The 22,143-nt window shown below is 47.3% G+C and carries 22 protein-coding genes and 1 other RNA gene; 12 read left to right on the plus strand and 11 right to left on the minus strand.

What is annotated here, in order from left to right; genetic code table 11:
* Positions 1 to 11 precede the first annotated feature (11 nt).
* The 5 genes from SHEWMR4_RS19200 (at position 12) to SHEWMR4_RS19220 (ending at position 6,341) form a co-directional block, all read left to right on the plus strand.
* Complete coding sequence (locus SHEWMR4_RS19200) at positions 12 to 2,528, plus strand: DMSO/selenate family reductase complex A subunit (RefSeq protein ID WP_011624400.1); 2,517 nt, start codon at positions 12 to 14, stop codon at positions 2,526 to 2,528.
* A gap of 13 nt (positions 2,529 to 2,541) precedes the next feature.
* Positions 2,542 to 3,201, plus strand: coding sequence for a DMSO/selenate family reductase complex B subunit (locus SHEWMR4_RS19205; protein WP_011624401.1), 660 nt, complete (start codon positions 2,542 to 2,544; stop codon positions 3,199 to 3,201).
* Positions 3,202 to 3,261: 60 nt separating this feature from the next.
* On the plus strand, positions 3,262 to 3,927 hold the full coding sequence (locus SHEWMR4_RS19210; protein ID WP_041408914.1) for a molecular chaperone: 666 nt from the start codon (positions 3,262 to 3,264) through the stop codon (positions 3,925 to 3,927).
* Positions 3,928 to 3,957: 30 nt separating this feature from the next.
* Positions 3,958 to 4,407 (plus strand): hypothetical protein, encoded by a 450-nt coding sequence (locus SHEWMR4_RS19215; protein ID WP_011624403.1) that lies wholly within the window; start codon positions 3,958 to 3,960, stop codon positions 4,405 to 4,407.
* A gap of 467 nt (positions 4,408 to 4,874) precedes the next feature.
* Complete coding sequence (locus SHEWMR4_RS19220; RefSeq protein WP_011624404.1) at positions 4,875 to 6,341, plus strand: P-loop NTPase fold protein; 1,467 nt, start codon at positions 4,875 to 4,877, stop codon at positions 6,339 to 6,341.
* Between the two features lie 161 nt (positions 6,342 to 6,502).
* On the opposite strand, the gene SHEWMR4_RS20615 is transcribed toward SHEWMR4_RS19220, so the two are convergent.
* The 3 genes from SHEWMR4_RS20615 to rsmI form a co-directional block, all read right to left on the minus strand.
* Positions 6,503 to 7,963, minus strand: a complete 1,461-nt coding sequence (locus SHEWMR4_RS20615) for a DUF6538 domain-containing protein (RefSeq protein ID WP_011624405.1) — start codon at positions 7,961 to 7,963, stop codon at positions 6,503 to 6,505.
* Positions 7,964 to 8,035: 72 nt separating this feature from the next.
* An RNA gene (rnpB, locus tag SHEWMR4_RS20630) (RNase P RNA component class A) lies at positions 8,036 to 8,389 on the minus strand.
* 75 nt (positions 8,390 to 8,464) lie between these two features.
* Entirely contained in the window at positions 8,465 to 9,310 is an 846-nt protein-coding gene (rsmI, locus tag SHEWMR4_RS19230; protein ID WP_011624406.1) for a 16S rRNA (cytidine(1402)-2'-O)-methyltransferase, read from the minus strand.
* An 88-nt stretch (positions 9,311 to 9,398) separates the two neighbouring features.
* Between rsmI and SHEWMR4_RS19235 the strand changes: the two genes are divergently transcribed.
* The 4 genes from SHEWMR4_RS19235 (at position 9,399) to dolP (ending at position 12,868) form a co-directional block, all read left to right on the plus strand.
* Entirely contained in the window at positions 9,399 to 11,282 is a 1,884-nt protein-coding gene (locus SHEWMR4_RS19235) for a penicillin-binding protein activator (protein ID WP_011624407.1), read from the plus strand.
* Positions 11,279 to 11,605: a YraN family protein gene (locus SHEWMR4_RS19240; protein ID WP_011624408.1), complete on the plus strand. Its 327-nt coding sequence runs from the start codon at positions 11,279 to 11,281 to the stop codon at positions 11,603 to 11,605. The genes SHEWMR4_RS19235 and SHEWMR4_RS19240 overlap by 4 nt, the downstream gene beginning before the upstream one ends.
* A gap of 106 nt (positions 11,606 to 11,711) precedes the next feature.
* On the plus strand, positions 11,712 to 12,305 hold the full coding sequence (locus SHEWMR4_RS19245; RefSeq protein WP_011070670.1) for a phosphoheptose isomerase: 594 nt from the start codon (positions 11,712 to 11,714) through the stop codon (positions 12,303 to 12,305).
* On the plus strand, positions 12,302 to 12,868 hold the full coding sequence (gene dolP, locus SHEWMR4_RS19250; RefSeq protein ID WP_011624409.1) for a division/outer membrane stress-associated lipid-binding lipoprotein: 567 nt from the start codon (positions 12,302 to 12,304) through the stop codon (positions 12,866 to 12,868). Before SHEWMR4_RS19245 ends, dolP begins: the two co-directional genes overlap by 4 nt.
* Positions 12,869 to 12,886: 18 nt before the next feature.
* On the opposite strand, the gene SHEWMR4_RS19255 is transcribed toward dolP, so the two are convergent.
* A complete protein-coding gene (locus tag SHEWMR4_RS19255; protein ID WP_011624410.1) occupies positions 12,887 to 13,807 on the minus strand; it encodes a DMT family transporter in 921 nt (306 codons plus the stop codon).
* A 120-nt stretch (positions 13,808 to 13,927) separates the two neighbouring features.
* On the opposite strand from SHEWMR4_RS19255, the gene SHEWMR4_RS19260 reads away from it, so the two are divergent.
* On the plus strand, positions 13,928 to 14,800 hold the full coding sequence (locus SHEWMR4_RS19260) for a LysR substrate-binding domain-containing protein (protein ID WP_011624411.1): 873 nt from the start codon (positions 13,928 to 13,930) through the stop codon (positions 14,798 to 14,800).
* A gap of 102 nt (positions 14,801 to 14,902) precedes the next feature.
* On the opposite strand, the gene trpS is transcribed toward SHEWMR4_RS19260, so the two are convergent.
* From trpS to rpe, 3 genes are read right to left on the minus strand one after another with little or no spacing between them, the layout of a single operon-like run.
* Positions 14,903 to 15,901 (minus strand): tryptophan--tRNA ligase, encoded by a 999-nt coding sequence (gene trpS, locus SHEWMR4_RS19265; RefSeq protein WP_011624412.1) that lies wholly within the window; start codon positions 15,899 to 15,901, stop codon positions 14,903 to 14,905.
* Between the two features lie 37 nt (positions 15,902 to 15,938).
* Positions 15,939 to 16,622, minus strand: a complete 684-nt coding sequence (locus tag SHEWMR4_RS19270; RefSeq protein ID WP_011624413.1) for a phosphoglycolate phosphatase — start codon at positions 16,620 to 16,622, stop codon at positions 15,939 to 15,941.
* Positions 16,622 to 17,299, minus strand: a complete 678-nt coding sequence (gene rpe, locus SHEWMR4_RS19275; protein ID WP_011624414.1) for a ribulose-phosphate 3-epimerase — start codon at positions 17,297 to 17,299, stop codon at positions 16,622 to 16,624. The genes SHEWMR4_RS19270 and rpe overlap by 1 nt, the downstream gene beginning before the upstream one ends.
* Positions 17,300 to 17,561: 262 nt before the next feature.
* Between rpe and SHEWMR4_RS19280 the strand changes: the two genes are divergently transcribed.
* Together SHEWMR4_RS19280 and SHEWMR4_RS19285 are read left to right on the plus strand one after the other, a co-directional pair.
* Complete coding sequence (locus SHEWMR4_RS19280) at positions 17,562 to 17,927, plus strand: hypothetical protein (protein ID WP_011624415.1); 366 nt, start codon at positions 17,562 to 17,564, stop codon at positions 17,925 to 17,927.
* Positions 17,927 to 18,112 (plus strand): DUF2970 domain-containing protein, encoded by a 186-nt coding sequence (locus SHEWMR4_RS19285; protein WP_011624416.1) that lies wholly within the window; start codon positions 17,927 to 17,929, stop codon positions 18,110 to 18,112. The genes SHEWMR4_RS19280 and SHEWMR4_RS19285 overlap by 1 nt, the downstream gene beginning before the upstream one ends.
* 24 nt (positions 18,113 to 18,136) lie before the next feature.
* On the opposite strand, the gene SHEWMR4_RS19290 is transcribed toward SHEWMR4_RS19285, so the two are convergent.
* The 4 genes from SHEWMR4_RS19290 to aroK are packed head-to-tail and all read right to left on the minus strand — an operon-like array spanning position 18,137 to position 22,059.
* Positions 18,137 to 18,976: a Dam family site-specific DNA-(adenine-N6)-methyltransferase gene (locus SHEWMR4_RS19290; protein ID WP_011624417.1), complete on the minus strand. Its 840-nt coding sequence runs from the start codon at positions 18,974 to 18,976 to the stop codon at positions 18,137 to 18,139.
* Between the two features lie 48 nt (positions 18,977 to 19,024).
* The gene (locus SHEWMR4_RS19295; protein WP_011624418.1) at positions 19,025 to 20,440 is read right to left on the minus strand and encodes an AAA family ATPase; all 1,416 of its coding nucleotides are present in this window, start codon (positions 20,438 to 20,440) and stop codon (positions 19,025 to 19,027) included.
* Between the two features lie 18 nt (positions 20,441 to 20,458).
* A complete protein-coding gene (gene aroB, locus SHEWMR4_RS19300) occupies positions 20,459 to 21,538 on the minus strand; it encodes a 3-dehydroquinate synthase (protein WP_011624419.1) in 1,080 nt (359 codons plus the stop codon).
* A 5-nt stretch (positions 21,539 to 21,543) separates the two neighbouring features.
* Positions 21,544 to 22,059: a shikimate kinase AroK gene (aroK, locus tag SHEWMR4_RS19305; RefSeq protein WP_011624420.1), complete on the minus strand. Its 516-nt coding sequence runs from the start codon at positions 22,057 to 22,059 to the stop codon at positions 21,544 to 21,546.
* Positions 22,060 to 22,143: the final 84 nt, after the last annotated feature.

Below are 22,143 nucleotides of genomic sequence, written 5' to 3' on the forward strand. Positions count from 1 at the left end.
AGGTGAAGAGAATGGAACGTAGAAGTTTTTTAAAGATGAGTGCCGCATTAAGTGCTGCTGCGGCCGTCACAGGTTGTGACTCCAGCTCGAAAGATGTCGATGTGGTACCACCAACTCCTCCGGTTACAGATGGAGAGATCCAGACCTGGTCTTCCTGCCTGGTCAACTGTGGCTCTAACTGCCCGATCAAGGTATTCAGTAAAGATGGGGTTATCACCCGCGTTGAGGCCGACAATGAAACCACTGACGAATATGGCTACAACCACCAGATCCGAGCTTGTGCGCGTGGACGCTCACTCAGACAACGCACCTACGCAGCGGATCGCTTAAAGACACCCATGAAACGTGTCGGTAAGCGCGGTGAAGGCAAATTTGTGCCCATTACGTGGGACGAAGCAGCCTCAACCATTGCCAGCGAACTGCAACGTATTACCGCCGAATACACTAACCGTTCAATTTTAAAACTCTACGGTTCTGGTGCTTATTACGGTTTCTCCAGTTCAAACTGCTTTAACCGCCTGCTGAATCTCAACGGCGGCTTCCTGAATATTTATGGTAACTATTCTTGGGCGCAGCAAATTGAAGCCGCGGCGGCCACTTGGGGTGGCAGCTCAACCAACGGCAGTTCTATGGTCTGCGTTGCCGACAGCGATCTGTTTTTAGGGATTGGTTATAACCCTAGCGAAATGCGCCAAAGCGGTTCTGGCGAAGGTTACGATTACCTGCAAGCTATTCAAAATAACCCCAGCATTGAAGTCATCATGGTCGACCCAAGATATACCGACTCCATGGCGGGCAAGGAAGATCATTGGTATCCAATCCGTCCGGGCACAGATGCTGCATTTGCCGAAGCCATCGCCTATGAAATGATTTCTTCAGGCTGGGTCGATGCCAACTCTAAAGCCTTCTTAGATAAATATTGCGTCGGTTATGACAAGGCCTCACTCGAAAAAACCAAAGCCGAGTTCGAAGCATCGGGCGATGCCAGCAAAGTGGAATACGCCAAGTTTATCGATGTCGAAGAAAACTACCGCGATTACATCCTAGGCGTGGGTAAATTCACCGAGGCCAAAACACCTGCGTGGGCAGCAACCGTTTGTGGGATTTCGGAAGCCAACATCAAGGCTATCGCGCAAAAGATTATGAATGCCAAGGCACCTTATATCATCATAGGTGCAGGTGTTAACCGCCATGCAAACGGCGAACAGGCGATGCGCGCTTGCTATATGCTGCCCTTTTTAACCGGCAAAGTGGGGCAACCAGGTGTCAACAACGGTGCCCTGCCAGTACAAGGCAGTATGAGCAAATCGAGCTTATCAGGCTTGTCGAATCCGATTAAAGAAGCCATTTCCTTCTTCACCTTCTCTGAAGCCATCGAACGTGGCGCGGAGATGACCGCCCGCAAAGATGGCGTAAGAGGAATGCCAGATTTAGATACGCCATTGGGTCAGAATATTAAGGCCATTTTCGCCATTAACTCTAACTCCCTCGTCAACCAACATGCCGACTCTAACGGTACTTCGAAGATTTTGGAGGACGATACTAAGTGTGAACTGATCGTGGTAGCCGATTGTTGGATGACGCCTTCGGCACGTTATGCCGATATCCTCCTGCCAGATACCAGTTGGTTAGAGTCAAATGACCTAGTGGATGGCAGCTATGCCACAGGTCTCATGGGCTACTTAGTCGCCATGAAGGCGGCGGTGAAGCCAATGTGGGAATGTAAGTCCATGTATGACATGTGCGGCTTAATCGCACAAAAAATGGGCGTTTATCAACAGTACTCTGAAGGTAAAGACGAAACTGCATGGCTAAATCAGCTCTATGCCGGCACCCTGACTGCGCCTTCAAGCGCCAACGCCATTCCCGCATTACCAAGCTCTTATGAAGAAGCCCAAAAGATTGGGGTGTTCCGCTCCTTCAATGGCACTAAACGCATCGCCTTAGACAGCTATATTAATGGCGGTAAAGCCCTCGGCACACCTACCGGTAAAGTCGAATTCTACTCACTCGATTTTGCGCAAAAAGCGGCGGAATGGGAGTTCGATGCAAGCGTCAAAGGCAACTACATCACCGCATTACCCAAATACCAACCAACTTGGGAAGGCTATGAGGATGCCGACACCATAGACACTTACCCACTGCAATTAATGGGTTATCACACTAAGGGCCGTACTCACTCCAGCTATCACAACGTGGCTTGGCTACGTGAAGCCGTTGAAGATGCAGTCTGGATGAACCCGATAGATGCCAATGCGCGCGGCTTATCACAGGGAGATACGGTCCATGTATGGAGCCAGCGTGGCACCATTGAAATCCCTGTACGCATCACCCCAAGGGTTGCGCCAGGCGTGGCCGCACTGGGTCAAGGCGCTTGGTATACCCCAGATCCATCGGGCCGAATCGGTCCATCCGGCCATGTGATTGATATTGGGGGCTGCATCAACACGCTTACTCGCTACCAACCTAGCCCTGCCGCCAAAGGTAACCCACAACACACTAATCGCGTGCAGATTGCTAAGGCTTAAGAGGTAAATACAAATGACACAAGAAACACAATATGGTTTTTACTTTGACAGCAGCAAATGTACTGGATGTAAGGCGTGCCATATCGCCTGTAAAGACCGCATGACGGGACTTATCCGTGCAAATGATGGCAACGGTAGCGTTGCCAATCTTCCTGGGGTGCTGTGGCGCCGCGTCACCGAATACGGTGGTGGCAACTGGAGCCAGAATGCCGATGGAAGTTTTGAGCAAAACGTTTTTGCATATTACACATCAATAGGTTGTAACCATTGCAGCGAACCCGTTTGCGTTAAAGCCTGCCCGACGGGTGCCATGCATAAACGCAAAGACAACGGCCTAGTGTTAGTGGAGTCATCCATCTGTATTGGCTGTGGCAGCTGCGCAAGAGCCTGTCCCTATGACGCGCCACAATTAGATACTCAGCGTAAAGTCATGACCAAGTGTGATGGTTGTTATGATCGACTCGCCGACGGCAAAAAACCGATTTGCGTCAATGCCTGTCCATTGCGGGCACTCGATTTTGACACTATGGAAAACCTAAAAGCCAAATATGGTGAAGGTGACGGGCACATTGCGCCGCTGCCCTCGTCATCTATCACCTCTCCCAATCTGATTGTCAAAAAGAACCCAAATGCACAATCGGGTGGGCAAGTGCTGAATTGGTCTGAAATTTAAGTCATAGGATTGATGGGGGGCTTGTGCCCCTCACTCTTTCTACCTGATAAGAGAAGAATTATGTCAAAGATAAAAGCGGATGATTACCTGACATGGGGAGCTATCGCTAAGGTTCTGCATAATATTTTATATACCTACCCAGAAGCTCCCTTAATCGACAATTTTAAGCAAGAAGAACTCCACATCAGTTGGCCTCAACTTGTTGATTCCGAGTATGAAAAACAGGGGCGTACTTATTTAAAGCGTTATTTAACAAACTGGGAAAGCACAGAGGCGCAGCTGATCGAGTTAAAAGTGGATTACGGGCAATTGTTTTTTGGTCCAAGCGACCCTAAAGCGGCACCTTGGGGGTCAGTGTATACCGGGGAAGAACAGTCATTAAATGGTGATTCGACGCAAAAACTGATGGCCTTCTATAAGGCACATAATATCGAATTCACATTAGAGAGAAACGAGCCGATAGATCATATTGGCTTGATTCTGCTGACATTAGAATATTTATTTACCCAATTAGCGGCCACGCCCGAAGACAAAAATATCCTCGGAACCTGCACGCTACTATTACAACAGCATCTACTGCCCTGGGCGGATCGCTGCCTCGAATTAGCGGAGCAACATGCCGACAGCGAATTTTATAGAGGTATTGCTATCTTGAGCAGAGTCTATCTCGAGCATGTATCTCAACAACTCGGGATCATAACGCAGCAAACCAAACTCTTTCGTTAACAACGGATAGAAAGGTGATGAGCCAACAACATGAGCGTTATCCACTCTATTGCCCATCAATGGGATAAGGCAGAATTTGCCCATCAACTGCAACAGTATATTGCGTCGAATCGAGATGCGATGCGACTCTTTATCGGCGCGACAGGCTGCCAAACAGTATGCCACTTGATTGCGGCGATGGGAGAATTGCCCCCAAAATCAGAGAAAGGCAACTTCAATATCACCTTACCTTTGCTGCTCGACGTGTTATTGCAACGTTTTTTGCTGCTCTATGTGAAAGAGGTACAACACCAGAGCCTTACTCAGGGCGAGCAGCTTATCGTCTCACTGACAGAGCTTATCGCCCAACAGGCAACACAACAGAGCGAACAGGATGCAGAGGTTCTGAGCAAGAGTCATATCATACTCTCAGCAATGGAAAAGCTGGCAAAACAAAGAACACAATTACGCCGCCAACGCTCGACCATGGGACGCAGCTAACCACTTTGCTTGCAATCTAGCCCAAATAAAAAGCCCGTTTACCTAAAAGATAAACGGGCTTTTTACTGAATTTAATGAGTTGGCCGATAAGACGGGTAAGTTACCCTAATTGCTATAACCACCCATCAACACAAACCATAACACAATGATTTTATTCAAAACTAATTTATGTAATGGAAGTTAGCCTAACTCATTTTGTACCATTTGTGTACCACGACTAGTTTTTTATTAGACCCATAATAAATCACCAAATGTGATTCTTACTCAGCAAAGAACATGTTGAACGATTCACAAACCAAGCAATTCTTCTACCAGTAACTATTAAATTGATTGTTAGTTCTTAAATTGTTTAACAACTAGCTCAAGAAAGCATGAAATCCGAAGCGCTGTTTGACCTAATAACAGGAAAGGATTACTGTTCCAAGTGCATCTAGCAATCCCCAATACTCTAATTGCAAAGGAAAAATATGGACATTTCAAATCACGCCAGCAAATATAAGGAATGGGAGCAGATATATAACTGGGACACCTGTAAAACCAATAGAAGAGAGTTTGGGGAATTTATTGCTCATTTCCTGTCGACTGATAGCAGAGTGATTAATCTGGATGGAATTTATGGCTCAGGTAAAACAGAGTTTATTAAGCGTCTATATATAGAGCTAGCGAAAAGAAAGCATCCTGTTGTCTACATTGACGTATGGGAGAGTGATTTTTCTACTAATCCTCTAGCAGTTATTTGTAGTGAGCTACTTCAACAAATTGAGTTTGTACTCAAAGAAAAGGCTCCAAATGGAAGAGCGGAAGATAAGCGAACTGCCAAACATACATTGAATAGCTTAAAATCCAAACTAGGGATTTGCCTCCAATATGCTTCTGTGGTGTCCCAGTATTTCGGAGATAGCTCTATCGCTAGTGAGTTAGCTTCGACAGGCGCAATCATATCCACCACCCCCAGTTTATCCACCATAACAAGGGCGGAGGAGTATGTAGAAATAGTGCAAAAAAATCACGTTGAAGCGGTTCGCGCCATGAAAGAGATAAAGGAATATATCACCTTTCTATCTGAACTGATTGAAACCATTTACAACCTAAAAACGCCCATTATCATCATGATTGATGAGCTAGACAGATGTAGGCCAACTTATGCTATAGAGGTACTCGAAGTAATCAAGCACTTCTTTGAAACCAAAGGCTGTACATTCCTTGTCGCTACAAACACTGAAGTGTTAGAGCAATCAATCAAGGCTGTATACGGTTCAGAATTTCAGGCAGCACATTATTTGCGCAGGTTTTTCGAAAGAAAAGTCAGACTGCCACAAGTATCCACTTTGGATTATTTAAGAGCAAAACAACTAGATTTTGATAAATACACCAGCAATGGCATTCTTCTTCATCCATATTCATCCACTCAAGGCATCTCCGAACTATTTGCCGCCCTTTTTAGAGCAAATGAAATTGAATTAAGAAGCGTTGACCAGATTTTAAATAGATTTTTTACCAGCTTAGATTACGCTCTAGTAAGCAAAACCACCTCTAAAATTGCTATAAACATTACAGTTCTGATGGTTGGTCTGCTGGAACAGCATTTAGATAGACCAGAACTTAGTCAACGCAGTAACAGTAATCTAGTCTCGACAACGCTTGCATACGGCAACGCTAAGTTAAATAGCAACATCAAAGCTATGTTCCATAGTGTTATGACCACAAAATCTCAAGAGCAATATAACGGGCGAGGCAAACGAATTTTCCCACACGAAATAGAAATGCTGGCTATCGAGACTTACGACTTTAGCAGGGAAACCATATTCGCGAACCCTAACGATAACGGGGAAGCTATCACAGAAATAATAAACAGTTATTACGATAGTAGCTGCAATTTCTGGCTATGGGAGAATCATCAAAAAGTAATCGAGTTATCAGGGCACATCCAATAGGCTCATTTATATGATTCAAGCAATTAATTTTGCTGACGTTATTCCTTTCATCAATGAATGCGAATTAAATGTATTAATCAGATACATGAGCCTTTGAGCTTACCGAGTCATCTCCAAATAATCCCATAGCAACTTTAAAATCCCTAGAGATATGTCAAAAACTATCTCATAAAAACCAACACTGTTAAAAATGCAAATTTAAATGTTATTGACACCCACAAACAACACTGCCAATATCTATGCAAAGAAAATCTCTCCCCTTTTTCATTTGCTGAAGGTATATCTAAGTTATCCATCAACCCCCGCGCATGATAGGTTAGTGAGTTGTGGTGATTGAAAACTACTGGAAATAACTCTCCTTCAACCCCCTTAACAAACTCTATAAACCCAAGTTCAATCAATCTATTATGAATGGGAATGGGTCTTATGGCTGCAACTGTTTTACCTGAATTAATCCAGAGGTAATAACGACCAGTGTCATCGTCAAGTCTCAGGCTCTCATGTGTTAACCCAACAATATCTCCTCGTCGAGCGCCTGTGTAAATGGCTAAGAGAATAGTCCATTTATGCCAACCCTCTAACTTAACGGCTGCCTGTTTGAGCTTTATAATCTGGGAATCGGAGAAACAGGCGTATCCTGTAGATTTGGATGGCCAGTCAACCTTTGTTGTTGGGGATATTTGGTAAATCTCTTTTTCATTTGTAAGGAAGCGACTAAAAAAACTTTGGCAGACTTTAAGGAGCCCATTAACAGTCTTGCTACTGACTTTATCTTCGTCTGGAATATCCTCTTCATCTATATCCATAATCTGAGCAATTTCCATTTTTTTATAAGGTAGAATGTTACCCTTGGGGAAATCTTTATAGCGACTTAACAAAGATTTTATCATTGGTCGATTTATGGTTTTGACATCAATATCTCCCCAGTAGGCCAGCATTATCTCGTATAACCTTTGATTATTTAATTTAATATCATGATTCCAATCTGACTTAAATTTTTTAAAGTCCTCCCAAGCCTCACTTAACAAATATGGAGGTATTGTCGCAATCGCTGTGTCAGGAAGCGTTACCGCTTTAGCGGTCGATGAATAATTCGAATCTAACAGCCTACCCAAGAATGACTTAGCACTACTAAGCTCTTCTTCGAACCGTCCTCCATTGATAATCCGCTGATGCATTGCACCAGCTAAACGCATTAATAATTTCTGATAATCTCTTTTATCTTTTATTTCTGATGGATAAGGTGTCTTAATGCCAAAATCACTAGGGTCAAAACTATTCCCACCATCAGCTAGTGAGTCACCAATTTCAGACCGAACAACCTCCCAAGCCGTAGCATATTCCCCTTGCTCGTCTCGCTGATGTCGCTTCAAAGAGTCTGCGAAGTCGTAGTTTGTCAGTTCAGCAAATAAATCTATTAAAATCTGTTTATTGGGCACACTCGACATCAGCTTTATTCTCCTTAAAAGTGCTAATTTAGGTGCAATAAGTCCAATAGCAATCTCATCTGAAGTGGTAAAAAGAGAATGCTTTATCTCTGTCTTTCCAACGATAGCAGCAAGGTGTTTGGGAAGTCTGTAGCGGAAATAAAAAACGCCATTTCTGCATTGTAAATGTCTCATTTGTGTACCACTTTTGTACCAGCGGTTTCAAATAAAATCAAAAACAACACAAAAACAGCGTCTTAGTGTGATTTGGTGAGTTGGCCGATAAGCCGGGTCCTGTCTTGGACAGTCATTCATCTAGGCCTGCAATCGCTCGCAGGCTCAAGCGACCTACCCGGTTCCAACGCGAGCCACGCCATACGGAACCCTATTTGGTCTTGCTTCGGGTGGAGTTTACCTTGCTACGGACTATTGCTAGCCGCACGGTGCGCTCTTACCGCACCCTTTCACCCTTACCACCTTAGCCGAGGCTATGATGGCGGTCTCCTCTCTGTTGCACTTGTCGTCGGTTCGCACCGCCCAGGCGTTACCTGGCACCCCGCTCTTTGAAGCCCGGACTTTCCTCCCCGCTCTTGCGAGCGCAGCGACTGTCTGGCCAACTCGGCGCGGATTATAGCCTAAGCAACCTGCGCACACCACTGTTAATCCCGCCTATCTGCACCTATCTCTAAGATCGGCTTATAAATCCGACTCTAAGCCGAACTTATACAGAGCATTCTTTTTAAGACCGTGAATTTGCGCGGCAATGGCGGCGGCCTTTTTGAGGGGCAATTCTTCACAGAGTAATTTCAAAGTGTTGATGGCAACTGTGGGAATAGCTTCATCATCGTCCGCAGCGCGGTGTCCATGCACCATCAGCACTATCTCACCTTTTTGCTGGTTAGGATCTGAGCTGACCGTGGCCAACACCTCGGCCACAGGGCCAGAGAGGAAGGTTTCGAAGGTTTTAGTCACTTCACGCGCCATGACCACTTGGCGTTCGTCACCTAAGACTTGGGCCATAGTCGTCAGGCTATGCTCGATGCGGTGCGGTGATTCATAAAAAATCAGCGTACGCGGATCTTCCTTGAGCTCGAGTAACTTATCGGCGCGCGCCTTCTCTTTAGAAGGTAAGAAACCTTCGAAGGCGAAACGATCCGACGGTAAACCCGACGCGCTTAATGCGGTAATCGCGGCGCAAGGGCCTGGCAATGGAACCACTCTAAAACCCGACTGGCGCACATGGGAGACTAAGTGATAGCCAGGGTCCGAAATCAGCGGCGTGCCCGCATCGGAAATCAGCGCTATCGATTGCCCTGCGGCCAGTTGATCTACAATCCATTGGGCGCGGGCACGCTCGTTATGGTCATGCAATGCGATAGTTTTGGTAGAAATACCAAAATGACTCAATAACTTGCCGCTGTGGCGCGTATCTTCACAGGCAATCAATGCGACCTGAGTGAGCACTTCGATAGCACGTGGGCTCATGTCCCCCAAGTTACCAATGGGAGTGGGAACAATATAGAGTGCGACGCTTTGGTCCATATATACCTCGGTAATGACAGCGCCAAGACTTTCGTCAAGCGCAAGAGAAGGTTAAACTAGAGGCAGCATCTTACCAGAGTGAAGCCCAGTGTTAAAAAGCCTGAATACAACTAAGTTCGTTTCCGTGGCCATTTTATCCGCAGTGTTGGCGGGTTGCGGCAGCCAAACGCCCAGCTCAACCGGTACTGCTCCCACAGTGGCCACCTCTTTAGCCTCTGCCCCATTGGCGCCCAATGTGTATTTAGCACAGGCAGCGAATAGCAAAGATCCACAGCAACGCGACACTAACCTGTTGCTGGCGGCACATGCCTATATCAATGCCAATGACTATGCAGCGGCACAGAAACTGTTGAAGTCGATGCTACCAAGCCTGACCCAGACTCCAACGCTAGTGGCCGAACATAAATACCTGACGGCACGGGTGTTAGAGCATACATCGACCTATGTCGAGGCGCTCAAGACTCTGAGCTATCCAAGCACTTGGGTTTTACCCGGCTGGCAAATGGCTGCGTATCATCAATTTAGAGCGCATTTGTTCCAACTGAATAAGCAACCTATCGAACAAGTGCGCGAGCTGAGTTTATTGACCACCTATTTACCGCCCGCCGAGGCGAGTGAAGTCAATAACCAAATCTGGCAAGTGTTGCAGCCAATGCATGAGCAAACCCTGCAAACCTTTATCCGCGATGCCAACAACCCAGTATTTGCTGGTTGGTTGCAGCTCGCCTATATCGCCAAACATTATGCGGTCGACCCCAATCAACTGGTTCGCTACTTAGGCGACTGGCAAAAGCAGAATCCTTATCATCCAGCGGCGGCGAAATTACCGACCGATTTGGATCGGGCGCTCAATGCCAAGCCTTTTATGCCGAAGAATATAGCCGTCTTGTTGCCGCTCACAGGTCAACGCGCCAGCGCGGCCAACGCGATTCGCCAAGGGATTTTAGCCAGCTATTTAGCCAAACCCAATGAGCAGGTTGCGGTTAATTTTTACGATACGGCCAATGATGCCGTCGCCGCATATCAGCAAGCGGTAAACGCAGGTGCCGAGTTTATTATTGGCCCCTTGCTGCCAAATGAAATCGATCAATTACTCTCGCTGAATAACACAAGCCCTTCAACGAGCACGTCAACAGGAACAGCACCCGCTGCGCCTATCGCTCCCACCGCAGCTATCCCGCAGCTGTTTTTAAATCAAACCGATAAGTTTGTGCCCGATATCAATAAGTTTTTCTTTGCGCTGTCACCAGCCCAAGAAGCTGCCGATGCCGCAACGCGCATGTATCAAGATGGCGTGACTATGCCATTACTGCTCGCCAGCAACGATGCCACAGGCAAACGCATGGCAGAAAGCTTTATCCAAGCCTGGAAAAAGAAAAGCGATACCCCTATCGAAGTCTATTACTACGATGGTGGCGATAAAATGAAAACCACAGTGCAGGATGCACTCGGTGTCCGTGATAGCCAAGCGCGTATCGCGCGGATCAAGGAGCTGCTCGGTAATTCGGTACAGGCCGATTTTCGTTCGCGCCAAGATATCGATGCGATCTATATGATCTCGACGCCGCAGGATTTAACCTTGCTCAAGGCCTTTATCGATGTGAACTTCAGCGTCTTTACTCAGCCAGTGCCGCTGTACACCTCAAGCCGCAGCCGCATCGACAACGAATCGAGCCAAACGGCGCAGGATTTAAATAACCTGACCATGAGCGATGCACCTTGGCTGATGCAAAACAGTGAAGAAAACCTGATGGTTAACACACTTTGGTCGGGCTGGAATAACGGCCAGAAACGCCTGTTCGTGATGGGCTATGATGCCATGGATTTGATCAGCAAACTGGCGCAAATGCGCTCATTCACGGGTTACCAGTTCAATGGACGTAGCGGCGTATTATCCGTCAATCCTGACGGCGTGATTAACCGCCAATTAAGCTGGGGACGCTATCAAAGAGGCAGTTTCCGTCAACTATGACACTCGGACAGCAGGCAGAGTCGCTCGCTCAAGGTTACCTCGAACAGCAAGGGTTAACCTTTGTCGAGCGCAATGTCCGCTATCCCTTTGGTGAAATAGACCTCATCATGCGCCATAAACACCACTGGGTATTTGTTGAAGTAAAATATCGCTCAGCAAATCAATTTGGCGGCGCAATACAAGCACTTAGCAAAGCACAAATCGGCAGGATCCGCATGGCGGCAAGCCACTATTTACAGACGCATAAACTGGATGTGCCGTGCCGATTCGACGTTGTCGCCATCGAGGACGCGCAAATCCACTGGCTAGTCGATGCCTTTTAAACGAGGCCTTCGACTCAGCTAATCGAATAATTTTTAACGCTTATGCCTCAACTCCACCGTGGAAATATGGCATCATAGCCACACTTTATCCTGAAAGGATGTATCCATGTTAGAACGCATTAAAGACAGCTTTACTGAATCTATCCAGACCAAAATCGATGCAGCCGAAGCACTGCCAGAATCCATCGCCAAAGCGGCCGAGATGATGGTGCAATGTCTTTTGGGCGGCAATAAGATTCTTGCCTGCGGTAACGGTGGCAGTGCCGGTGATGCTCAGCACTTCTCGGCCGAGCTATTAAACCGCTACGAAATTGAACGTCCACCATTGCCCGCGATTGCGCTGTCAACCGACACTTCAACCATCACTGCGATTGCAAACGACTACAGCTATGATGAGATTTTCTCAAAACAAATCTTAGCCTTAGGTCAACCTGGTGACATTCTGTTGGCGATTTCCACCAGCGGTAATTCAGGCAACGTGATTAAAGCCATGGAAGCCGCCCTGAGCCGCGATATGACTATCGTTGCCTTAACCGGTAAAGACGGTGGCGCGATGGCGGGATTACTGAGCGTCGGCGACGTGGAAATCCGTGTTCCTTCTAACGTGACGGCACGTATTCAAGAAGTGCACTTACTGGTGATCCACTGCCTCTGTGACAATATCGACCGCACGCTCTTCCCGCAGGACGAACAGCAATGAGATATGCTGCCCCACTGTTAATGGTTTGCATGCTGCTGCAAGGTTGCGCCGGTGCCGTTATGGTGGGCGCAGTCAGTGGCGCCATGATGGCCAACGATGAGCGTTCGGTGAAGACTCAGCTCGATGATACCAATACCGATTTTAAGATCACCAGTGCCCTGCTTGAGCATGAAGATCTGAAGAAACAAACGAATATCACGGGTGTTTCGGTTAACGGTAATGTGCTGATGATTGGCCAAGCGCCCAACTCTATGTTGAGGGATAAGGCGATTAAGGTCGTACAAGACCTTAAGCTTGGCGGTAAGATCCACAATCAGATCCGCATCGGTAACCCGACCTCTTTCACTACCCGTAGCAATGACACTTGGGTGACGACGAAAGTGAAGGGACGCATGCTCAACGAGAAAGAGCTGGATGTCACCCGTATTAAGGTCATCACAGAAAACGGTGAAGTCTTCCTACTCGGACTCATTCACCGCTCTCAGGCCGACATGGCGGTCGATATCGCGCGCAACACCGCGGGCGTGCGTAAAGTCGTTAAAGTCTTCGAATACATCGAATAACCGATTGAGCCTAAGCCCTTAGGGTTTAGGCTCGCCTTCTACCGCTTCTAGTCCTAACGCTTTTACTTGGATGTTATCCATAACCTTGGGTGACTTGGCCACCCACATGCCAATCCAAGGTAAAAACAGTGACGGCAACACAATCAATGCGGCGCCCAACCAACTTAGGCTATCTAACCATTCATCGAATAACAGCCAGCCCAAAAAGACGATAAATAACAGGCCAGTATATTCGGCAATCGCAATATCGCTCGCCTGCGCGCGACGATAGGCCAGCACGCAGAACCAGTGATAAATCAGTAAGAAGGCATTACTGAGTAGTGCTACGGCTAACAATCCCCAGCTCAGCCCCGCAACTCCTTGAAAGGCCGCGATGATTAAAGTCGCAGGAATACCTAGCAGGTTATACAACATTAAGGTTAATACTGGATGCTCAGTATTCGGGACTTTTTTCAGGGTCAACTGGTTGACGGCAAAGGTAAACGCCGAGAATAACACTGCCAATCCAAACCAGTTCATCTCACTCGGTCTGAGGATAATTAAGATCCCAACAAACCCGAGTAATGTGCATACCACTTGCCCTGTGGTGATCCGCTCCTTTAAAAACCAATAGCCCATCAGAATAATCATCAGCGGCGCCGAGTAAAACAGTGAGCTGACCGTCGCCAGCGGCAAAGCCATTAGGCCAATAATTAAAAAAAGCGCGCCAACCGAGCCTATGTTGGCACGCCAAAGGTGGACCGAAATATGTTCCGTCTTGGGTCGCTGTGAGTACAACCAAATGGGGATTAACATCAATACTGAAGTGATTTGTCTCACGAGTAGAAAAGTGGCCGCATTTGCATCTTCTGGCAGCCATTTGATCGATACATCGTAAAAAGCACTAAATAGATTACCCACTATCAATAAAATCAAACCGATAACTACAGGGCGCTGCATTTTTTACCATCCGCAAATCTCGATGCTGGCATGATAATCCCCACAAAAGTTAAGCTGAAATGATGCTTTCTCATGCTAGATGAATTAAATTCATACTAAATCTTTTAGGCGTTGAAAATCATGAGAAAGCTTCCTCCATTACGCGCACTACAAGTCTTTGAGACCGCCGCAAGGCAACAGCATTTTTCCAAGGCTGCCGCCGAGCTTTGCATTACCCAAAGCGCAGTTTCACACCAAGTGCGTGTATTAGAGGAATATTTTGGCGAGCAGCTTTTCGACCGTCAGGGACGAAAATTGCAACTCACGCCTAAAGGCCAGAGCTTGTTTATTGAGTTAGAAAGGATCTTTAATGAGTTAAGCGATCTTAATCTCAAGATCCGCGACACCCCAAACCAACAACTCTGTTTGGCGGTGTATAGCTCTTTTGCGGTGAAATGGTTGATCCCAAGATTAGCGGATTTTAGGCGTCAGTATCCCAGCGTTAAAATTCGTCTCGAGATGATCACTCAAGACCCCGATCTCAGCACTAGCACGGCCGATATCTTTATCGCGGGCAAACTCAATCAGCGCGGCTATTGGCAACAGTTACTACATAAGGAGCGGCTCATCCCAGTATGTAGCCCGAGTTTTTACCCCAAGTGGCGTGATATTAACTTAAGCAATTTCCAACAACAGGCACTGCTGATTGTGGATGAGGGGCCGCTGGGACTCGATTGGCATAAATGGTCATCGGCCCACCAGATCCCACTGAATAACGAGCAACAACATATTTTTAGCCATATCGTAATGGCAATTGAGGCGGCAATTGCGGGCCAAGGCCTCGCCCTCGCCCCCGATTTTATGGTGGCAGGTGATATCAGCACTGGCAGGCTGGTTGCGGTTAATCTGCCAGATGTTCATACGGGCTTTGAGTTTAGTTTTATCTGTAAGCAGCGCCGTCTCACAGAGCCTGCCATCGCCGCCTTTTCCTCTTGGCTAAAATCGCAGGCCTAAACGCTTTGTATCAACCAACCCAATGAATAACAGACATAAAAAAGCCGACCTAAGAATAGGTCGGCTTAATCTAGTGTTGTGTAATACGCTTTTTAGGTCAAATTACACTAACAAACCGATCTTCTCGTACACCTTTTTAAGCGTCACTTCGGCGCGAGCCTGGGCATTTTCAGCGCCCGCTTTCATCACTTGGTCGAGGTAAGCACGGTCGGCACGCAGCGCACGATAACGCTCTTGTAGCGGCTCTAACATGCCCACTACCGCCTCACCTGCGGCACCTTTTAAGTGACCATACATCTTGCCTTCAAACTCGGCTTCGAGGCTGGTAATGCTTTGACCCGTGATACCCGACATTAAACTCAACAGGTTAGATACGCCTGGCTTGTTTTCCATATCGAAACGCACGACTGGCGGCTCATCACTGTCGGTCATGGCTTTTTTCAGCTTTTTCATGACCGCTTTGGGATCTTCAAGCAGGCCAATCACGTTGTTACGGTTGTCGTCCGACTTAGACATCTTCTTCAGCGGATCCTGTAGCGACATCACCTTAGCGCCATGCTCAGGGATAAAAGGCTCAGGAATGGTAAACGTCTCGCCGTAAGCGTTGTTAAAGCGAGTCGCGATATCACGTGTTAGCTCAAGATGTTGTTTCTGATCTTGGCCAACGGGGATTTCATTTGCTTGATACAGCAGAATATCCGCCGCCATCAGTACAGGATAACCAAACAGACCGACGTTAATGTTGTTAGCGTGCTTTTGTGACTTATCCTTAAACTGCGTCATACGGCTCAATTCACCCATTTGGGTATAGCAATTTAACGCCCAACCCAGTTGGGTATGCTGTGGCACTTGAGATTGGATAAACACTGTGCTCTTCTTTGGATCGACACCACAGGCTAAATACAGTGCAAGTGTATCTAAACAGGCTTCACGCAATGCTTGAGGGTCTTGGCGCACGGTAATGGCATGCAAGTCCACCACGCAATAAAGGCAGTCGTGGCTATCTTGCATGGCAACCCATTGACGCAATGCACCCATGTAGTTACCTATGGTTAATTCGCCGGACGGCTGTGCACCGCTGAGTACTATGGGTTTGGTCATTACGTCATTGCTCCAAATAAAGATAAAAAAGATTCGATTAAACTGGCTGAGCGAGATTTAGCCAGCGCAGGATCTCGACAAACTGCTCGCATACAGCGTCAGGGCCAGTGAGCCCAATATCTTCACCGTAGTTGTAGCCATAGGTCAAGCCGATTGATGCAACACCCGCCGCTTTCGCCGCTAAAATGTCATTTTTAGAATCGCCCACCATCAACAACTCACTTTTATCGAGTTGCCATTCGGCTAATAGATGCTGTAGCGGTAATGGATCTGGCTTCATCTTCGCCAGCGAATCACCGCCAAGCACTATGCTAAAGAAGTCATTAATCTTAAAGGCTTCAAGCAAGGGCAAGGTAAAGCGATAGGGCTTGTTGGTCACCACAGCTAGCTTAAATCCTGCATCAAATAGGATTTGCAGCACTTGATGCACATCGGCATAGAGTGCACTGTGCTTCTCAAGATTTTCTTGATAGTGATGCATAAAGATAGGCATAGCCTCATCCAATGCCGTTTGCTCAACGTCTGTACCTAAAGCGTGGCTCATCGCGCGGCGCATCAGCATTTCTGCCCCATTGCCCACCCAAGTTCTCACCTGTGCCTCGGTACAAGTTGCTAAACCTAATTCGGCGAGTGACGCCTGAGTCGCGACTGCAAGATCGGGCACACTGTCAATCAGTGTGCCGTCGAGATCAAAGGCAATCGCTTTAATCTGTTCCCGCATTATTTGACCTCAACTTTCGCTAACTCGGCGCGCATCTCGTCGACGACGGCTTTATAGTCTCGCTTACCGAAAATGGCAGAACCTGCGACAAACATATCGGCGCCTGCGGCGGCAATTTCGGCAATGTTATCCACTTTGACGCCACCATCGACTTCTAAACGAATATCGAAACCACTGGCATCGATACGCTCACGCACTTGGCGTAATTTATCTAAAGTCGAAGGAATAAAGGATTGGCCTCCAAAACCTGGGTTGACCGACATCAGCAGAATCACGTCCAACTTATCCATTACATGGTCGAGATAGTGCAGCGGTGTTGCCGGGTTAAACACTAAACCCGCTTTACAACCCGATTCTTTAATCAGTTGCAGGGTGCGGTCGATATGCTCAGAGGCCTCGGGATGGAAAGTAATAATAGACGCACCCGCCTTGGCAAAATCAGGCACGATACGATCAACAGGCTTAACCATTAAATGCACATCGATATCGGCCGTGATGCCATAGTCACGTAACGCTTTGCACACCATAGGGCCAATGGTTAAGTTGGGCACATAGTGGTTATCCATCACATCAAAATGCACTACGTCAGCCCCTGCATCTAACACGGCTTTAACGTCATCCCCTAAACGGGCGAAATCGGCGGATAAAATCGATGGAGCAATTAAAAATGGGCGCATAGGACACTCGCTGCTATTGAACAAAAAGTGCCTTATTTTACCCTTAGCTAGGTCATGCCTCTATAGCAAATGCCACATTTATCGCGATTGAAACCCAATAGAGGCGCAATTGGCGCACTCATAACGTACGGTAAACTCAAGGAGATGCTGAAGCGTTAGAAAGATTTTAGTGAAGATTGATAAATTATTGTTCATAAACTAAGCGAGTTTGTTATACTCGGGTCGCTATCGTGGATCATTTAGTGGTTGTAAAGGAAGTATCATGAAGGGGCGGTTAACACAGTTTTCACACATTTTAGGCTCGGTGACCTTTAAGTCATCGATGATGTTGGCATTTACCGCAGTGGTCGTCGCCTCCTTAGCCTTTGGCGTGGAAAAACTCACCGCAAGTAACGATACCTCCGCCTGTGCTTGTAGTAGCGATACTCGTTACAACAACAGCTTACCTAGCAGCCATCCAAATAACCGCTGTGCCGAACAGGCGCAAACCTTAAGCTGGAAGACCTGGCTCACTGGCAAAAATCGCTCTAGCCAGTTCCATTTTGTCGACTTGCTTGAACTACTCCATGGTCATCAAGACAAACCTATCGATGACCTGAAGCCCGCTAATTCACAACAGTCCTATTGATGCTCAGCCGGATCTGGCAAGTCTTTCACAGTACAATAGCCGCCTTCTTTGGTGTGCAGTCAGATAGAAATCGTCAAAAAGACTTCCAGACCAACTCGCCATTACCCTATATCTTGATGGGGATAGTGTTAGCGATTGCCTTAGTCGCCAGCCTGATTCTACTTGTTAGCCAAGTCGTTGGCTAAGCCACTCGATACGACAACTTAGTATCAATCATCCTGCGGATCATAATTCTCGTCGTACAACGCAATCAGCTCGTCGACTTTGTTGCGACCACTGCCATTTTGGCTAATGTTGCGCTGCACTTGGATCTTGGCAAGGTGGGCACCGCGATACAACTCACGTGTCAGTGGAATATCATGGTTACTAATCACGACCGGAATGCGCTGCTCTAACGCCATGTGCCGCGAATAACGCGCCAGCAGCGCCTGATCATCCAAGCTAAAACCCGCACCGACATAGGTGGTAAAACTTGCAGTGGTCGATAGCGGCGCATAGGGCGGATCGCAATAGATCACATCGCCTGTACGGATTTGCTCGAAGGCTTTTTCATAGCCGATGCACTTAAACTCGGCGCGCTGAGCTTTCTTTGAAAAGGCTAAGATTTCTTTCTCAGGGAAATACGGTTTCTTGTAGGAGCCAAAGGGCACATTAAAGCCCCCTTTGCGGTTATAACGGCATAGTCCATTAAAACCATGGCGATTCAAGTACAAAAAATAAACCGAGCGCAAAAAAGGATCGCGGGATTTATTAAAGTCTGTACGCACGCGGTAGTAGGCATCCTTTTGATTCATCTCATCGACGAATAGCTTCTTGGCCGCCTCAATGTATTCGGCAGGCCTTTCTTTCACTATGTTGTAGAGATTAATCAGATCTTGATTGATGTCGCAAAGTAAATAGCTGGGGTAGTCAGTATTTAAAAAGACTGAACCTGCGCCGACAAAGGGCTCAACTAAACGCTCACCTGTCGGTAAGTAGTTCGCGAGCTCATCCACCAATTTAAATTTTCCGCCGGCCCATTTCAGGAAGGCTCTATGTTTTTTGATCATTTAACTTGATGAATGCCGACAAAAATAAAGGCCATGATTGTACTCTGTTTATTCTGAAATTTCACCGCTTGAGCGCGTTTCTTGTAGTTGATAACCGCCGAGTTCTGCCCATTTTTTTATCAGGGGTTGGCTAAGATGATACTCTTTGACCAATTCCGCGGCCGCCTGCTGTGCCGATTGACTGTCGTTAAACTGCCCTACTAACACCACCCAAAACTGTTTGTATTTGACGACTCGCACCTCTGGCACATTATGCAGTTTCTTAAGGAGTGACTTCACTGTTTCACGCTGGGAGACAGTGGCAATTTGGATCGCATAGCCCGTTTTCGGCCGCATCGATACGGGTGATGCAGACTCAGGAGTAGCATGCACCAACTGAGCAGCTGAGTCATCTTTCGCGTGCTCTGTAGAAGCTGGCGCAGGCTCTGCGTTATCAACCTCGGTGGCGGTGCTGTCGCCCTTACTTGTCGCTTCATCGACTAGTGGTGCTATGTCAGTCTCTCCTTCCGCTTGAGGCTCTTCCCCATGGAACTTAGCCAATGGGTCCGCTTGCTCCACCGCTTCCGCTAATAATGCCTGCGTTAACGACTCGGCTCGCAGCTTAAAATACGGCGCTAATATCTGTTTGCCATGGGCAAGAAACTCTGCGGAATCCACAGCAGGATAAGTCACGACCTCAGGAATTGGCTCACTGGAAAAGGGTTTAGCCAGACCAAGCCAAATTACTATAGCAATCAGCACGCTGGCGAGCCCAATAAGCGCGACTTTGTATTGTGTCCATACTGATTTTTTCTCACCTTGGCCGTGTAGAGCTAGCTCCAGTAAGGCCACCACCTCCTGAGGAGTGCCCGTTTGCTTCTCAAGCTGAGCACGCACTATGTCCCTTGGCGTAAACGGATTTTGGTCACTATATCGCAGCAAGGTTTGATACAGCGCCTCGCGCTCCGGCAGGCTTAAGGGATCAATGCTTACCGGCAGGATTTGTCGTCTTAACGACTCTGGCAGCTGTGGAAGTAAGTCGGCTAAAAATGCAGGCGGTACAGCTAACGTCACGGCGATACGCTGACCCGCACATTGCACTTGATTGAGTATGATGCACTCGGCCCACAATTCTTTAGAGAGTAAATGAGCATCATCGATAATGATGTGCAGCGGCTTACTTTGTTTCGGCGCGACGCGCAGTATGGTTTCAGCGAGGGAGATTTCGTCATCAAAAATCGGAGATGACACCAATTGCACTAAAATCTTGCGACGAATTTCAGCATTGTCAGCATGCATAGGACAAATGACTAACGCAGCATTCGACTCATCAAAATCTGTGGCTAGCGCCGTGAGTAGTGTCGTCTTACCCGAGCCGTGCGCGCCCACAAGCACCAGTAGCTGGTCGCTATAACTGGCCACATGATGCAATCTTTCTACGAGGGCTTCCTGTGAAGGAAGCAAGACTTGCCCCTGAAACGTCACTCATCCACCACACAAGGTTTATGCGCAGCAGATAACCTGTTCTAGGGTAGATTCCGGAACTTGGCTAAAGACATCAGCTCGACCAATGGCCGTCGGGAGTACCAGCCGGATCTGACCACCTAAGACTTTCTTATCGCGACGCATATGTTTAATAAAACTGTCGAAATCCATCGATTCCGGCGCTGTTATTGGCAGATCGAAAGCGTGGAACAATTGCACAATACGACGAACAATTGACTCATCAATCAATCCCATGGACTTAGCCGTTTGTGCAGCAAGGACTGTGCCAGCCGCAACCGCTTCACCATGCAGCCAATTACCATAGCCCATCTCGGCTTCGATCGCATGTCCAAAGGTATGCCCAAGGTTTAATAATGCGCGGACGCCCTGCTCGGTCTCATCCTGGCTCACGACATCGGCTTTAATCTCACAGCAGCGAGAGATCGCGTAGACCAAAGCTTGAGTATCTAGGCTTTTCAATGCCTGAACATTGTTCTCAAGCCATTGAAAAAACTCAGCATCCCACATGATGCCATACTTAATGACTTCTGCCATCCCCGCAGCGAATTCTCGCGCAGGCAAGGTCTGTAAACATTCAGTATCGATAATGACGATCTGTGGCTGATAAAAAGCCCCGATCATATTTTTGCCAAGCGGATGATTAACGGCGGTTTTCCCGCCAACAGAGGAATCTACTTGTGATAATAGCGTGGTCGGAATTTGAATAAAATCGACACCACGTTGGTAACAGGCTGCAGCAAAACCCGTCATGTCACCAATAACTCCACCACCGAGAGCCACCAGCACTGAATCACGGGCATAATTGCGTTGCAGCAAAGCCGTAAAAATAGAATCTAAATGCGTTAAATCTTTAAATTGCTCGCCATCGGGAAGGATGACGCTAGATACCTCACCAAACGAAGCCATCGTGTCTTGTATTTGTTTGAGATACAAAGGCGCGACAGTTTCATTGGTGACGATAAGGATACGTTTTTTCAGCAGGTAGCGAGACAAGGTCTCGCTATCACTCATCAAACTCTGGCCAATGTAAATGGGGTAACTACGTTCACCTAAATCAACCTGAATTTGTTGTGTCATTCTGCCTAGAAACCTAATTTCTCTATGATTTGATTCGCAACAACCTTTGCACTTTGATCGTCAGTTTTAACGATCACATCAGCAATTTCTTCGTACAGAGGGTTACGGATTTCTGCGAGGTTCTCTAATACTTCTCGCGGATCATCTACTTGCAGTAATGGGCGACGCTTGTCTCTTTGAGTGCGCGCAACCTGTTTGTCGATAGTGGTTTCGAGATACACCACGATACCGCGAGCAGATAAATGATTACGGATATCTTTGCTCTGAACTGAACCACCGCCAGTGGCAAGGACAATACCTTGTTTTTCAGACAGATCAGCAATAACCTGAGCTTCGCGACGGCGGAAACCTTCTTCGCCTTCAACGTCAAACACCCAAGCAATATCGGCGCCTGTGCGTTGCTCAATCTCTTGATCTGAATCGTGGAATTCTAAATGCAGCATTTGCGCCAGATGGCGACCAATTGTGCTTTTACCTGCGCCCATTGGGCCTACCAGAAAAATATTACGTTTTTCAGCCATTTCTTGTACGTCTGAATCTTAATGAAAAGTATGCCTATGTCGACTCATGAACAAGCCGACCTACTGTATGTTACCTTGCTCTAA

The sequence above is a fragment of the Shewanella sp. MR-4 genome, assembly GCF_000014685.1.
Lineage (GTDB): Bacteria > Pseudomonadota > Gammaproteobacteria > Enterobacterales > Shewanellaceae > Shewanella.